Genomic DNA, 13,631 nt, shown 5'->3' with positions numbered 1-13,631 from the left:
CATCCGTGAGGGTGGACGTACGGTTGGCGCTGGTCGCGTCACCAAGATCACCAAGTGAGCCTGTTCCACTAAGGCTTTCTGACAAGCCCCGTCTGCTTCGGCAGGCGGGGCTTTGTCGTTCCCGGGAGTGACTCCCATTGGCGTCCTTTTGGCGGACACGAGGTCGAGGTTTTCGCAACAGAGCCGTAGCCTTAATGGATGGGACATGACCACGCACACGGCACCGGAGTGCGTCACCGGGGTCGCCTCGCGCTGGTCCTGGCGCTGACAGTTGGCGTGCTGGCGGTTGAAGCAGTCGTTGCGTGGATCACCGGAAGCCTCGCGCTGCTCGCCGATGCGGGACACCTGCTGGGTGACTCGTTCGGCATCCTGATGGCGCTCGCCGCGATCACGGTCGCGCAGCACGGCGGAGGTCCGGGCTCGCGCCGTACGTTCGGCTATCTCCGAACGGAGGTCATCGCTGCCGGACTCAACGGGCTGATCCTCATGGGCCTCGCCGTCTGGGTCGTCTACAGCGCGATTCGCCGATTCGGCGACTCACCAGAGCTCGAGGCGACACCGATTCTCATCGCTGGTTCGATTGGCCTCGTCGTCAACGTCATCGGCTTGCTCTTGCTGCGCGGGGGAGCGCAGGAGAGCATGAACGTACGAGGCGCCTATCTCGAAGTCCTCGGCGATGCACTCGGTTCGATTGCGGTGCTGGTCTCGGCCGCCGTGATCCTGGCGACCGGCTGGGATGCAGCTGACGCCGTTGCGTCGTTGGTGATCGCAGCGATGATCGTCCCGCGCGCGATCTCGCTGCTGCGCGAAGTTGGCGAGGTGCTGCTTGAGTCGACTCCGCGTGATGTCGACCTCGACGAGCTGCGCGAGCACATCCTCGGCGTCGAAGGTGTACGCGAGGTGCACGACTTGCACGTATGGACGATCACCTCGGGCATGCCCGTGATGAGTGCGCACATCGTCGTGGACGACTCAGTCACCGGCATGGACCACGCGCATGGCGTGCTCGATACGCTTCGCGGGTGCCTGTCCGAGCACTTCGATGTCGAGCACTCGACCTTCCAGATCGAACCCGCTGGTCACGCCGACTCCGAGCAGCACCTGCACCACTGAATCAGTCGCCGTACAGTCGGCCGATCACATCAGCGTACTTCGACGTCACCACGCGTCGCTTGAGCTTCAGAGTGGGCGTCAACTCTTCGCTCTCAGCTGTCCACTCACCCGACAGCAGCTCGAACGCCTTGACCTGCTCGGGCTTGGAGAGTCGCGCATTGGCTGCTTCGACCGCTTGTCCGACCACGGCGAGGATCGTCGGGTTCTGCGCCAGCTCGCTGAGGCTCCCAGCCTCGATGCCCATCTTCTGGGCGACGAGGGGAGCGATCTCGCCATCGAGGGTCAGGACAGCGACAACGTACGGACGCCCTTCGCCGATGACCATGGCGTGGCCGACCAGAGGAGATTCCTTGAGGTAGTTCTCGATGTTGGACGGAGCGATGTTCTTGCCCGACGAGGTGATGATCATTTCCTTCTTGCGATCGACGACCTTCAGGAAGCCGTCCTCGTCGATCACGCCGATGTCACCCGTATGGATCCACTGGTCATTGTCGATCAGCTCGGCGGTCGGACCCGGGGCCTTGTGATAACCGCTCGTGTTGATCGGGCCGCGGATCAGGATCTCGCCGTCCTCGGCGAGCTCGAGCTCGATACCGTGCTGCGGTCGGCCGACGGTGCCGAGCTTGAATGACGCCGGACCGTTGGACGTTGCGGAGCCAGTCGTCTCGGTCATCCCGTAGACGTCGAAGATTCGCAGTCCCAGGCCGGCGAAGAAGCGCGCGACGTCCTCGGGCATCGGGGCGGCCGCACTTGCGGCCCACTCGACTCGGTCGAGACCCAGAGCACCGCGGAGCGGGGTGAGCACGGCAGCGTCCATCGCCTCGAACTGCGCCTGGAGCTCCGGCGAGGTGGTGCTGCCAGTTTGCGTCGACTCGACCCAGGCCAATCCCACGGCGAGAGCCTGTTCGATGCCGGCCTTGCGAGCGGCATCGGGTTCGGCGGCAAGCTTTGCCGAGACACCCGTTCGGATCTTCTCCCACACGCGCGGGACGCCGAAGAAGCGCGTCGGTCGTACCTCGAGCAGCGAGGGCGCGAGCAGAGCCGGGTCACCGATGAGGTGCACGTGCCCGCCCTGGAACTGCGGGATGTAGATGCCAAGGATGCGCTCGGCGATGTGCGCGAACGGCAGATACGAAAGCGTTACGCCGGGCTCGTGGAGCTCACCGGTGTCGAGCGATGTCTGCGATTCGAACAACACATTGTGATGTGACAGGACGACACCCTTGGGGTCGCCCGTCGTGCCGGAGGTGTAGAGGATCGTCGCGGTGTCCTCGGGCATGACGGCTGCCGTGCGCTCGTCGACGGCATCGGGGTTTGCTGCGCGGTAAGCGCGACCCTTGGCGACGAAGGCGTCCCAGGAATCTGCGTCCATCGTCACGACGGTCGTGTTGGGAGCAGCCTCGAGGGCGAGTGCCCAGCGGGCAAGCTGGTCGGGACCCTCGAGGATCGCGATGCTCGGCGAGCTGTGGGCGGCGACGTATGCGACCTGCTCGGGGGCGAGCGTGTTGTAGATCGACATGGGGATGGCGCCAGCGTGGAGCGTCGCGATGTCTGCGAGAACGTGCTCGATGCGGTTGGAGCCCATGATGGCCACGGTGCCGCCGGCGGGCAGTCCTGCCTCGATCATGGCCGCGGCGAGATCGAGGGCGGTCTCGCGTACCTCGGACCAGGTCAGCGTGCGCCAGCCGTTGCCGTCGTCCCCCAATTTGTCGGAGTAGGCAGGGTGGTCTCCGCGGCTGGCGACGGTGTCGCGCAGAACATCGCACAGGGTGCGTCCGGCGATGGCGGATTCGACGGCGGCGCGGTCAGCAAGGGTCTGGTGATTCGTCATAGGTCATGCCTCTCTCAGTAGCTTCGGGGAAGGTTCAACATCTGGGTGCCGATGTGGGCGAGGATGAGCTCCTCAGCGACCGGGATGTTCTTGCCGATGCGCGCATCGCGGAACAACCGCTCGATGGGGAACTCCTTGGAATAGGCCATGCCACCGAATGTCTGGAAGGCCTGGTCGGCTGCCTCCCAAGCGACTTGTGCGCCGGTCAGCTTGGCGACATTCGTCTCGTTGCCGCAGGGGAAGCCCTGATCGAAGAGCCACGCGGCTTTGTAGGCCATGAGCCGACCGAGCTCGGTCTTGGCCTTGATCTGCGCGAGCGGGAACTGGATGGCCTGGTTCGCGCCGATCGGACGGCCGAACACCTCGCGCTGACGTGCGTAGTCGCATGCGAGGTTGAGGGCAGCGTCGGCCGCCCCGACGCCACCGGCGGCCGCAAGAATGCGCTCGGGGTTGAGCACGTCCCACAACACGCCAAATCCCTGGTCCACCTCGCCGATGACCCGGTGCGCCGGCACGCGTACGTCGTCGAAGAACACCTGGCTCGACGTGACGATATTGCTGCCCATCTTGGGGATGGGCTGGAAGGTCAGCGTCCCTGCCTTGAGTGCTTCCTTCACGTCGACGAGGAACAGGGTGAATCCGGCCGTGCGTGGCTTGGCGTCTGCCGCCGGGATCGTACGGGTGATCGCCACCATCCAATCGGCTCGGTCGACGCCTGAGATCCAGATCTTCTGGCCGCTGATCAGGAAGTCGTCGCCATCGCGGCGGGCATGGGTGGTGATGGCCAGGGCATTGCTGCCGGCATCGGGTTCGGTCAGCGCCATGCAGAACTGAGTGTCGCCCGCGGCGAGGCCGGGGAGGATCTCCTTCTTCTGTTCGTCGGTGCCGTGGCGAGTGATCGTCATGGCACCAAAGCCGGGAGTGAGGATGTAGAGGAACGTGCCCTGAGTTGCGCCCGTGGAGGCGAGTGCCTCGTTGGCGACAGCCAGCTCCAGCAGTCCTTGCCCCCCACCGCCGTACTCCTCGGGTACCGAGAGTCCGAGCCAGCCGCCCTCACCGAGCGCGGCCCATGCCTCGTCGGGGAAGCGGTGTTCCTCCTCGAGGCGTGACCAGTACGCGTGGTCGAAGCCGGACATGGCCCGTAGTACGCCTTCGCGTACGGCGACGGCGGTGTCGGGAAGGGTGAAATCCATCAAGGAGCCTTTCGGAGACTTTGACTAGGGGACTGGGTCGCCGGGGAGGCGAGGTGCGTACTGCGCGCCGCGCTGCTGGACGCCGGGGTCTTCACTCGTGCAGCGTTGGTTGGGCGGAGCCGGGTCGTGGGTCATGACGTACGGACTGACTCGAGGTGGGCCGTACTCGCAGTTGTCGCCGAAGTTTGCGGCGAGGAGCACGTGGCCTGATCCGTCGCGAGTCGCGTCGGACATTGCGTGGAACTGTTGGGGCGCCCAGGACAGCCAGTGCTGGTAGCCCGGGAGTCTGTCGTCGCCCAGGCCCGCGAACTCATTCCAGTTCATCACGGTGGACGTCAACGGCGAGGTGAGCTCCTGGAGGACGCTCGCGAGCTTCGGGGTGAGGGTCGAGGTCGACGTGAGTGCACGGCGGAGCTGGGGGTCGGACTTCTCGAGCTGCGCGGTCACAAGATTGACGTCAGCAGCGAATGACCGCAGGTCATCGCCCGTGTCGACGACTGTGCGCAGGGGCACCTGCGCCTGTTTCGTGAGGTGGGTGACCTTGGGCGCCAGCAGCTCGAGCATCGACACGACTCGGTCGGCGTCTCGACCCAGCGTCGCGAGATCGACCTCGGTGTCGAGTCCGGTGCCGAGCTCGGAGGTGATGGTCGTCAGGTCGTCCTCGTCGATCTGGGCAGCGACGTCACCGAGGTGCCGGATGATCGTGTCGAACCGGCGAGGTACGGCCGTGTCGGCGCGCGCGACGACGTCGCCATCGCGAAGGAACGGGCGCTGGTCCGTACGCGGACGGAAGTCGAGCCGCTGCTCGCCGATCGCCGAGAGGTTCGAGACCACGGCAGCCGTGTCGACCGGTACGTCGACATGGCCCTTGATGTGGAGCTTGACCACGACACCGTCGTCGTCAAGCTGTACGTCGTCGACACGACCGATCGTGCTGCCGCGATAGGTCACATCGGCGCCCGGGTAGATGCCGCCGCCGGACGGCAGCTGTACAGACACCGAGTGCGTCGACGAGAACACCGACGACCCGATCACTCGGTCTCCGAGATAGAGCAGGCCCAGGATGGCGATCCCGAGTAGGACGACCTCGGCGAGGCGCGTGTTGCGGCGATCGATCAGGCGGGTCATCAGCGCGTACCCCCCGTGAGGCCCTGGAAGAGCTGACCCACCAAGCCTTCGTCGCCGGCGATGTCGGTGACCGTGTCCTGCAAGCCTGCGAGCAGCTCACCCAGATCGCCCTCGAGAAGGGTGGCTGCATCCGGTGCGACAGGGACGTTGCCGAGCGCATTGGGCAGGGCGGGGATCACGTTGAACGTGAGGTCGAACATCGCGAAGTCGCCGGGGGTGGCGCGATCGAGGGCGTCGGCGAATGCGGTGATCCCAGTCATGATGGGTCGGATCTGGTCACGCTCGGCAATCACGGCGTCGACCAGCGCCCGGGTGTCCCTCAGCTGGTTGCGCAGACGGCCGCGCATCCCCTCGACGGTCTTGCGGCTCGAACCCTCGACGCGGTCAAGCGCGATGAGGAGCTCGACCGCCTTGTCCTCATGCCGCTGAAGGGTACGAATGGCTGGGTCGAGCTTCTTGATCGAGGACGCGATCAGTTCAGTGTCATCGACCAGGCCAGCCGTGAGCCGGTCAAGCGCATCCAGGCTCACGTCGATGTCGTCTCGGTGTCGGTTGGTGGAGGTCACCAGGTCATCCACCTGGCGCAACAGGTGCCTGACAGTGGTGGACGAGCCGTCCATGGCGATTGCGAGCTCGTCGACGACGACCTTCAGGTCTGCGTAGCTACCACCGGTGACGGCGGCAGACACGCCGGTCAGCAGGTCGGTGGTGTCAGGTGCGGTGGCCGTGCGTTCGAGGCCGATGGTCGAACCGGACGCGAGTACGCCGGAGGTGGGCTTTGTGGGTGGAACAAGGGCCACGAATGCCTCACCGACAGGGGCAGTCAGCCGTACCTCGGCCCGAGACCCTGCGGGGATCTTGGTGTCTTCCATGACCTCGAACGACACGTGGGCGACGTAGTTGGACGTCGTGACCTCGGTGACCTGCCCGACGGTCCTGCCCTCGAGCTTGACCGGGGATGCCGGCGGCAGGTTGAGCGCCGACGCGAAGTCCGCGCTCAGTGGATAGGTCTTTCCAGTGACCTTGCTCGGCAGTGGGACGTCGTACAAGTCGGGCCCGCCACAGGCTCCGAGCGTGAACGCGGCAGCGAGGGCCATGCTGGCCATCGCTCTGCGGCTGGAAGACGTGCGTATCACGGGACGACTCCGTCCACGAGTCGCGCGAAGATGTCGAGGAAGCTGTCGAAGAAGGCGGCGTTGTCTTCGACGAGGACGTCACAGACTCCGATGTTCTCCGGCACGAAGGCATTGCAGAAGGACTCGCGCGCGACCTCGCCATGCGGTGCCGTGCGCCTGGAATCGAGCCGAACCCGGAGGTCTCGCGTGGCCGGGTCATACGCGCGGGCGATGTTCTCGGCCGCGAGAGGCAGCGTGTTGAAGGCGCTGGCAATGGCCTCGCGCTGTTCCGCGATCGTGCCGAGCACGTCTGACGTGCGATCGACAGTACGGGTCATCAAAGCCTCGTTGTCGTGGATGAACTCAGTCATCTTGCGACTCAGCTGGTCGAGCGTGGCGAGGGACTCTGCGATGTTCTCGCGCTGACCGGCGAACAGCTCCGCACTGTCGGCAACCGAGCTGGCGAGGGAGCGGATCGTCTTGTCCCGCTTGGCCAACATCGTCACGAGCTCGTCGGCGTCACCGACGATCGCCGTCAGGTCCTCGTCCGCGTCGCTGACGGTTTCGAGCGCGCGGCCCGACTCGTTCAACAGCCCGGCGAAGGCCTCGCCCTTGCCTTCGAGCTGCTCGGCGGTGACCGAGAGCAGGTCACCGATGTCCTTGCCGTCCTTCGTGGTGTCTGACAGCGCGACGAGAAGGTCATCGACCGCAGCGAAGATGTCGTCCACGTTGGCGGGCGCCCTGGTGCGCTCCAGTGAAACGATCGCACCGTCGGCAATCTTGGCTCCCTTGGTCCACGCAGGTGTGAGCTCGACAAATCGGTCGGTGACCAGCGACGACTGCATGATGATCCCTCCGACGTCGGCGGACACCGGTTCGTCGACGCGTACCGTCACGTCGACTCGCTCGCCCTTCGGCTGGATCTTCGTGACTTCGCCAATGCGTACGCCGATGGTCTGTACGTCGTTGCCCACGTACAGGCCGGTCGTGTCAGTGAACTGCAGCGTGAACGTCGTCGACTGCGAGCTGGGGCGCAGCGCGACCAGCAGGCCGGCGACGATCAACAGACCGACCACGCCGGCGGCAACGACTTGAAAGAGTCTCGAGCGGATCATGAGCATCCGCCGTCCGGCTGGACCAGGGGGCACCATAGGTTGTCCGGCAACAGGAAGTAGGGGGCGCCGACCTCGAGCCACGGTCCGTTGCCGGTCGCGTTGGCGAAGTACCGCGCAAACGGTGCCGAGCTGCGCAAGGTCTGGCCGAGCTCGTCGGAATGCGCCTGCAGGACGCCGAGTGTGTCGTCGAACTGGTTGAGCAGCTTGCGCATCGTCGCGTCGTTGTCGTCGGCCATGGAGTCGAGGGTCGTGACCACATGCTTGCCGTTCACAACGAGCCGCTCGATCGTGTCGCGTCGGCGCTGGACAAGTCCGGTGACCTTCTCCGCGTTGACCAGGAGGTTGTCGAGCTCGCTCTGCTGATCGTGGACGACCCCGGTGACCTTGCGCGTGTAGGTGAGAAGCCGGTCGATCTGGTCGTCCTTGTCACCGATCAGCCGGGCCAGCGCTGCGGTGTCTTCCATGGCGCGCTGAGTGAGCTTCGGGTCCTGGTCGAGCTCGGTCGACAAGGTGGCGACCGCCTTGTCGATCGCGTCGAGGTCGAGGTCGTGGAGGAGGTCGTTGCTGTCGGTGAAGACGTCGGAGACGGTGTACGACGGTGCGGTGTGCTTTGTCGTGATCGTTCCGCCGTGTGGGAGCTTCGGGCCTTCGCCGATGGAGACGTCCAGGAACGTCGTTCCGAGCATCGACGCGAGCTTGACCCTGGCCTCGGAACTCGTGTGCAGCGGCACGTCCCGATCGAGCTTGAAGGCGATGATTGCCTTGTCTCCGTCGAGCGTGATCCCGGTGACCGATCCGGACTCGATGCCAGCCACGCGTACTTCGTCGCCGGTCTTGATGCCGGACGCATGGACGAACTCGGCCTGGTAGCTGGCGTCGGTCGGCTTGAGCGCACGCCACGCCACGAGGACGAGGAGCACGAGGGCAACTCCGACAATGAGTGTCTTGCGCATCGTGGTGGTCATCGGCATGGCCTCGAGTGTCCTGCCCCGGGAAGGTCCGGGAGCTTGACTGCAGCGGCACCGAAGTCGAGGGTGCAGACATAGGTGTTGAGCCACGACCCGTGGCTGAGCGCCCGGTTGAATCCCTCGAGCAGGCGGGGCGTGTCCTCCAGCGTGGTGGCGAGGACGTCGTTGTTCTCGACGATCGTCTTGCCGAGCTCGGCGAAGCGCGCGAGTGCTGCGCTCAGCGGCCCGGAGGTCTCATCGAGCAAGCCGCCCAGCGACGCGGTCATGCGGTCGAGCGCCACCACGGCGGAGTCGACATCACCGGAATCATCAGCCAAGTCACCAACCAGGCCGTCAAGACCACTGATGACCGAGCGCAGCTCTTCACGGTGCTCCGAGGTCGCCTGCATCACGGTCGTGACGTTCGCGATGACCCGCGAGATGACTTCGTCCCGGTCGGCCAGGTGTGCGGTCAGCTGCGACGTCTGTTCCATCAGGTGAGCCAGTCGCGGTCCTTCGCCCTGCAGCGTCTGTACGACCTCGGTGGCGATGAGGTTGACGTCCTTGGGGTCGAGCGCTTCAAACATGGGCTTGAAGGCGTTGAACAGCTCGGTCAGATCCAGGGCGGGCCGGGTGTTTTCGACGCCGAGCGTTGAGCCTTCGGGCAGGCGCTTTCCTGTCGTGGCTCCGGCTTCGAGCGCCAGGTAGCGCTGACCGAGCAGGTTCAGGTAGGAGATGCGGGAGACGGTGTCGGTCCGGACCGGCTGATCCGAAGCCACGACGAAGTCGATGCGGGCGAGACCGCCGTCGAGCTCTCGCCCCTCGACTCGGCCGACCCGGACACCGGCAATGCGTACGTCGTCTCCGACGCGGATGCCCGACGCGTCGCTGAACAACGCCGAGTAGTGAGTGGTGTCCCCGGCGTCTCGCCGGGCAAGGGTGTTGGCGACAGTCATCGTCATGATCAGGGCAACGACGGTGAACGCCACCAGGCCAGCGATCTCCCAGGTGTATCGACGCAGAAGTGTCATGGAGTGGTTCTCCCCATGAGAAGGCCGAGGTCGCGAAGAATCTCGAAGAGTCCCTGAGGTTCGTGGGTCTCGGACGACGTTTCGGGCAACGTCGCGACGGAACCAGCGACCGGCTTGTCGCCCTTCGAGGCAGACTCTGCCTGCTCGAGCATCGCCGTGATCTTTGCGGCGAGCCCGTCGATGCCCGCGGCCTCGCTTGTTGGTTCAGCCGGAGCCTCGGCAGGAACCGGATCGCCGCAGTTCGTGGCGATCAGCGTCGGCCCGTAACGAGTGCAATCTGCGGCCGTATAGGCGTGCGGGATGTCGAGTCCGATCGTGCCGATCATCTGGATCGCGTTGTCGTCCACGCCGGCCGCACCATTCGTTCCGGTCTTGGCGAAGTTCGCGAGGATCTGCTGAACTGCGGGCCCGTTGCCTGCAGCGAGACCCGTCAGTCGCTCGAGACGCTGGACGAACGTCAGAAGCACGTCATCGAGGCCGGCGAACAGAGTGTCGGCGCGATCGACAACTTTCGCCGACCCGTTGAGGACCGAGCCGATCGTCCTGTCCTTCTCGGCGATCGTGTCGGTGGTGGTACGGGAATGACCCATGGCCGAGGTGAGGTCGGGTTCTATGTCCGCGATCGTGTCCAGCGCTCCCGCGGCGAGGGTCAAGGTCTCCCACACGGTGGGGAGGTCGCGGTTGAAATCGGTGACGACGCGGTCGGTCCGCTCCAGGAAGTCCTTGATGTCGTCGCCCTTGCCATCGAGTGCGGGGGCCAGCTTGCCAGTGATGCGGTTGATGTCTTCGGCATCGACGGCCGAGATCAGCCTCTCGGCTTCGTCGAACGACTTCATCAAGCTCAGGGTCGCCTCAGTGCTGTCGGCGGCAAGCACGTCGCCGGACACCAGATGAGCGTCGCCGACAGCATCCTTGTCGGCCAACAGCTCGACATACTCCGACCCGAACACCGTGCTCGGCAGGATCCGAGCCGTGGCGTTCGCCGGGATTGATTTCGAATGGTCCTCGTTCACCAGCAGGTGCAGGCGGTAGCCATCGCCGTGATCGGACAGTCGAAGGACGCGACCCACGATGATGCCGTGATAGCGGACCTTGGCTCCTGGCCCGATGGCGTCGCCGATCCGCTCGACCTCGACGGAGACCTTCGCGTCGCTCGTCCACACCCCGAAATACGACAGCGTCAACCACTGGCCAAGAGCAACCGTCAGGACGAGGCCGATTGCGCCGATCACCAGGCGTTGCAGGCGGGTGGGCTCCGTGTTCATCCGGTGATCGTCACTTGCTGGTCAGGGCCCCAAAGCGCGAGTGTCAGCGCGATGTCCAACAAGGTGATGCCGATGATGCTGGTGCGGATGGCGCGTCCGGTCGCCCGGCCGACACCCTCAGGCCCACCACTGGCAAAGAAGCCGTAGTAGCAGTGCACCAAGGTCACCATGATGGTCAGAACGACCACCTTGACGGCTGCCAACAACACATCAGTCAGCGACACGAAAGTCGAGAAGTAGTGGTCGTACGTGCCGGCCGACTGGTTGAAGAAGACAGTGACGACCAGGTCAGTGGTGACGTACGTACCGACCAGGCCCAGCAGGAACAGTGGGATCACCATGATGAGCGCTGACACGATGCGGGTCGAGACGAGGTACGGAACGGGGCGGATCGACATTGCCTCGAGGGCGTCGATCTCCTCGCTAATACGCATGGCGCCAAGGCGTGACGTGAAGCCGCACCCGATGCGTGCGGCGAACGCGAGAGCCACGATGATCGGTGCGAGCTCGCGGGTGTTCGCGTAGCCCGACACGAAGCCCACGAGCGGGGCCAGGCCGATGATGTCGAGGCCGTTGTGTCCCTCCAGCCCGACCTCGGTGCCGGTAAGCGTCGACATCAGGAACACGACGCCGACAGCGCCGCCACCGACCACGAGCGCTCCGCCACCGAGGCTCACCTCGGCGAGGTGGCGTCCGATCTGGGCGGGGTAGTGCCGGATGGCGAGGGGGATCTGCACGATCGCCACGAGACAGAACCACAGGAAGTCGCCGAGGCGGCTGAGTGGATTGACGACGGTGACGTCGAGGACCTTGACCAGGGCGCTCATGCGACGCCTCCCGGGAAGAGCATTGATTGCGCTTGGGAGATGACGAAGTTGGCCGCGAAAAGCAGCACGAAGTTGGTGACGACTGCCGAGGTGACAGCATCGCTGACGCCGGACGGACCGTTCTCCACCTTCAGCCCTTTGTATGAGGCGACGACGGCGCAGATCGTGCCGAAGATTCCGGCCTTGACGAAGGACAGCACCATGTCGCTCGGCCGGGCGAGCGTCGCAACGGAGGCGAGATAGCCGCCGGCGGACAAGTCCTGCACGGTGATGCTGACCAACAGAGTGGTGACGATCGAGAAGAACGTCACGACACCGTTGAGCAGCATCGACACGATGACGGTGGCGATCACGCGGGGGAGGACCACTCGTTCGACGACCCGCACGCCCATGACCTCGAGGGCATCGATCTCCTCGCGGATGCGGCGGGAGCCGAGCTCGGAGCAGATGGCGGACCCGGCAACTCCCGAGAGCATCAATGCCGTGATGATCGGGGCGCCCTGACGTACGACGGCCAATGTGTTGCCGGCGCCGGTGAATCCTGTGGCGCCGACCTCTTGGGCAAGCACGTTGACCTGCAGAGCGAGGATGACACCGAACGGAATGCACACCGCGAGCGCCGGGAGGGTGCACACCGTGATGGTGAACCAGGTCTGCCGGATCGTCTCCTCGGCGGGGAACCGTCGAGCGGCGATGGATGCGGGTATCGCGCGTGCGACGCCAAGTCCCAGGCGGAGCATCTCCAGGGCGTCGCGCAGGGGGCCAGGACCCTTCGACCGACGTACGGCGGTGGCCGACTCAACTGATGGCACCCGTCACCTCCGTCGTCATGTGCGGGGGTCGGGAGCCCTCGCCGTCCATGTGACGCCGGAACTGTAACAGTAAATCTGTCGTGGTCGTCAAGGTCTTAAACGACGAAAGCGTGACCGGGGTCACGGCTCGCCCTCCAGAAGTTCGCCCAGATTCCAGAAAGAATTGCGTGATCACTGTGACAGTAATATTGTCACGGCTGTGACCGCCCTCCCTGATGCCATCGACGACATGCAAACCGTCGACGAACTTGCCAACAGCGCAGGCATCTCCGTGCGCACTACGCGCTACTACGCGAGCCTGGGCCTCTTGCCTCCACCGACCCGTCGTGGCCGGGTCGCCTATTACGGCGCGGAGCACGCGGCTCGTCTGTCTCTCGTACGCGCCTTGCAGGCTCACGGCTTCACGATGGCCGCCATCGAGAAGGCAATGAGCCGGATCCCCAACGATGCGACGGTGGAGGACATCGCCGTCCAGCGAGCGGTGCTGACGTCATGGTCACCGGGCGGTCCTGAGGTGCTCGACCGTCAGCAGCTCGACGTACGCGCAGGCCGGGAGCTGGCAGCCGATGAGGTCGCTCTGCTCGTCGAGACCGGCGTGCTCGAGCAGATCGGGCGCACATACTCACCGCTTCCCGGCTTCGAGATGGGAGTGGAGCTGCTCGATGTCGAGATCCCTGTCGACGGCATAACGGAGGCCGGCAAGGCGATCGATCGGCACATGCGGGCACTACGCGACGACCTCAATGACATCCTCAACCGCCAGGTGCTCGAGCCCTACCGATCGATGCCGCGTACGGAGGAACAGTCCGCACGCCTCGAGCTCACGATCCAACGCTTGCGCGCCCTGACTTTGCAAGCCGTTGTCAGCGGCTTCGAACGCGCGACCAATGCGGCCATCACCCGCTCCTAGCACCAGCGGGGGCGGATTTGTCTTTACGGCGACGTGTCTGTCAGAATAGTTCGGTTGCTCCGGCTTGATCGCTGGGGCGCCGACCGTCCGGCTCTCACGCCGACCAAGACGCCGGCGCCGAACCTGAGATCGAGCTTGTCCCGCACGGTGTTGTTTCAACCAGTATCTGCGGGTCCAACCACCTAACTCGAGAAGTGTGTGACGTACGCGCCTAGAGCGCCCGCGACACGCCCGACCTCGGGGGTCGGCGGGAGGATGAGTTTCTCCCTCGAACCCGAGGCGAGACCAAGCGAAGCGGAACGAAGAGAAGGACGAGCGAGAGCATGGCGGGACAAAAAATCCGT

12 protein-coding genes are annotated in these 13,631 nt (G+C 65.0%); 2 read left to right on the top strand and 10 right to left on the bottom strand.

Features of this window, described 5'->3' with window-relative positions:
* The first annotated feature begins 198 nt into the window (after window positions 1-198).
* Window positions 199-1,113: a cation diffusion facilitator family transporter gene (locus V6M39_RS02390; protein WP_332642061.1), complete on the top strand. Its 915-nt coding sequence runs from the start codon at window positions 199-201 to the stop codon at window positions 1,111-1,113.
* Between the two features lies 1 nt (window position 1,114).
* Here V6M39_RS02390 and V6M39_RS02385 read toward each other — a convergent pair whose 3' ends face one another.
* Genes V6M39_RS02385 through V6M39_RS02340 form a run of 10 tightly spaced genes read right to left on the bottom strand, consistent with a single transcriptional unit; the run spans window position 1,115 to window position 12,377 of the window.
* Window positions 1,115-2,944, bottom strand: coding sequence for an AMP-dependent synthetase/ligase (locus V6M39_RS02385; RefSeq protein ID WP_332642060.1), 1,830 nt, complete (start codon window positions 2,942-2,944; stop codon window positions 1,115-1,117).
* A gap of 14 nt (window positions 2,945-2,958) precedes the next feature.
* A complete protein-coding gene (locus V6M39_RS02380) occupies window positions 2,959-4,137 on the bottom strand; it encodes an acyl-CoA dehydrogenase family protein (RefSeq protein ID WP_332642059.1) in 1,179 nt (392 codons plus the stop codon).
* Between the two features lie 24 nt (window positions 4,138-4,161).
* The gene (locus V6M39_RS02375) at window positions 4,162-5,265 is read right to left on the bottom strand and encodes an MCE family protein (RefSeq protein WP_332642058.1); all 1,104 of its coding nucleotides are present in this window, start codon (window positions 5,263-5,265) and stop codon (window positions 4,162-4,164) included.
* Window positions 5,265-6,362: an MCE family protein gene (locus tag V6M39_RS02370; RefSeq protein ID WP_332642057.1), complete on the bottom strand. Its 1,098-nt coding sequence runs from the start codon at window positions 6,360-6,362 to the stop codon at window positions 5,265-5,267. The genes V6M39_RS02375 and V6M39_RS02370 overlap by 1 nt, the downstream gene beginning before the upstream one ends.
* Window positions 6,363-6,397: 35 nt before the next feature.
* The gene (locus V6M39_RS02365) at window positions 6,398-7,501 is read right to left on the bottom strand and encodes an MCE family protein (protein WP_332642056.1); all 1,104 of its coding nucleotides are present in this window, start codon (window positions 7,499-7,501) and stop codon (window positions 6,398-6,400) included.
* Entirely contained in the window at window positions 7,492-8,466 is a 975-nt protein-coding gene (locus tag V6M39_RS02360; RefSeq protein WP_332642055.1) for an MCE family protein, read from the bottom strand. The genes V6M39_RS02365 and V6M39_RS02360 overlap by 10 nt, the downstream gene beginning before the upstream one ends.
* Window positions 8,457-9,473 carry an MlaD family protein gene (locus V6M39_RS02355; RefSeq protein ID WP_332642054.1) on the bottom strand — a complete coding sequence of 339 codons (1,017 nt, stop codon included), beginning with the start codon at window positions 9,471-9,473 and terminating at the stop codon, window positions 8,457-8,459. Before V6M39_RS02355 ends, V6M39_RS02360 begins: the two co-directional genes overlap by 10 nt.
* Window positions 9,470-10,738: an MCE family protein gene (locus V6M39_RS02350; protein ID WP_332642053.1), complete on the bottom strand. Its 1,269-nt coding sequence runs from the start codon at window positions 10,736-10,738 to the stop codon at window positions 9,470-9,472. Before V6M39_RS02350 ends, V6M39_RS02355 begins: the two co-directional genes overlap by 4 nt.
* Window positions 10,735-11,565 carry an ABC transporter permease gene (locus tag V6M39_RS02345; protein WP_332642052.1) on the bottom strand — a complete coding sequence of 277 codons (831 nt, stop codon included), beginning with the start codon at window positions 11,563-11,565 and terminating at the stop codon, window positions 10,735-10,737. The genes V6M39_RS02350 and V6M39_RS02345 overlap by 4 nt, the downstream gene beginning before the upstream one ends.
* On the bottom strand, window positions 11,562-12,377 hold the full coding sequence (locus V6M39_RS02340) for an MlaE family ABC transporter permease (RefSeq protein ID WP_332642050.1): 816 nt from the start codon (window positions 12,375-12,377) through the stop codon (window positions 11,562-11,564). The genes V6M39_RS02345 and V6M39_RS02340 overlap by 4 nt, the downstream gene beginning before the upstream one ends.
* A gap of 199 nt (window positions 12,378-12,576) precedes the next feature.
* On the opposite strand from V6M39_RS02340, the gene V6M39_RS02335 reads away from it, so the two are divergent.
* Complete coding sequence (locus tag V6M39_RS02335) at window positions 12,577-13,287, top strand: MerR family transcriptional regulator (RefSeq protein WP_332642049.1); 711 nt, start codon at window positions 12,577-12,579, stop codon at window positions 13,285-13,287.
* Window positions 13,288-13,631: the final 344 nt, after the last annotated feature.

Source organism: Aeromicrobium sp. (genome assembly GCF_036675695.1).
GTDB lineage: Bacteria > Actinomycetota > Actinomycetes > Propionibacteriales > Nocardioidaceae > Aeromicrobium.
Note: the sequence above shows the minus strand (reverse complement) of the source record. Positions and strands in the feature narration are given on the sequence as shown.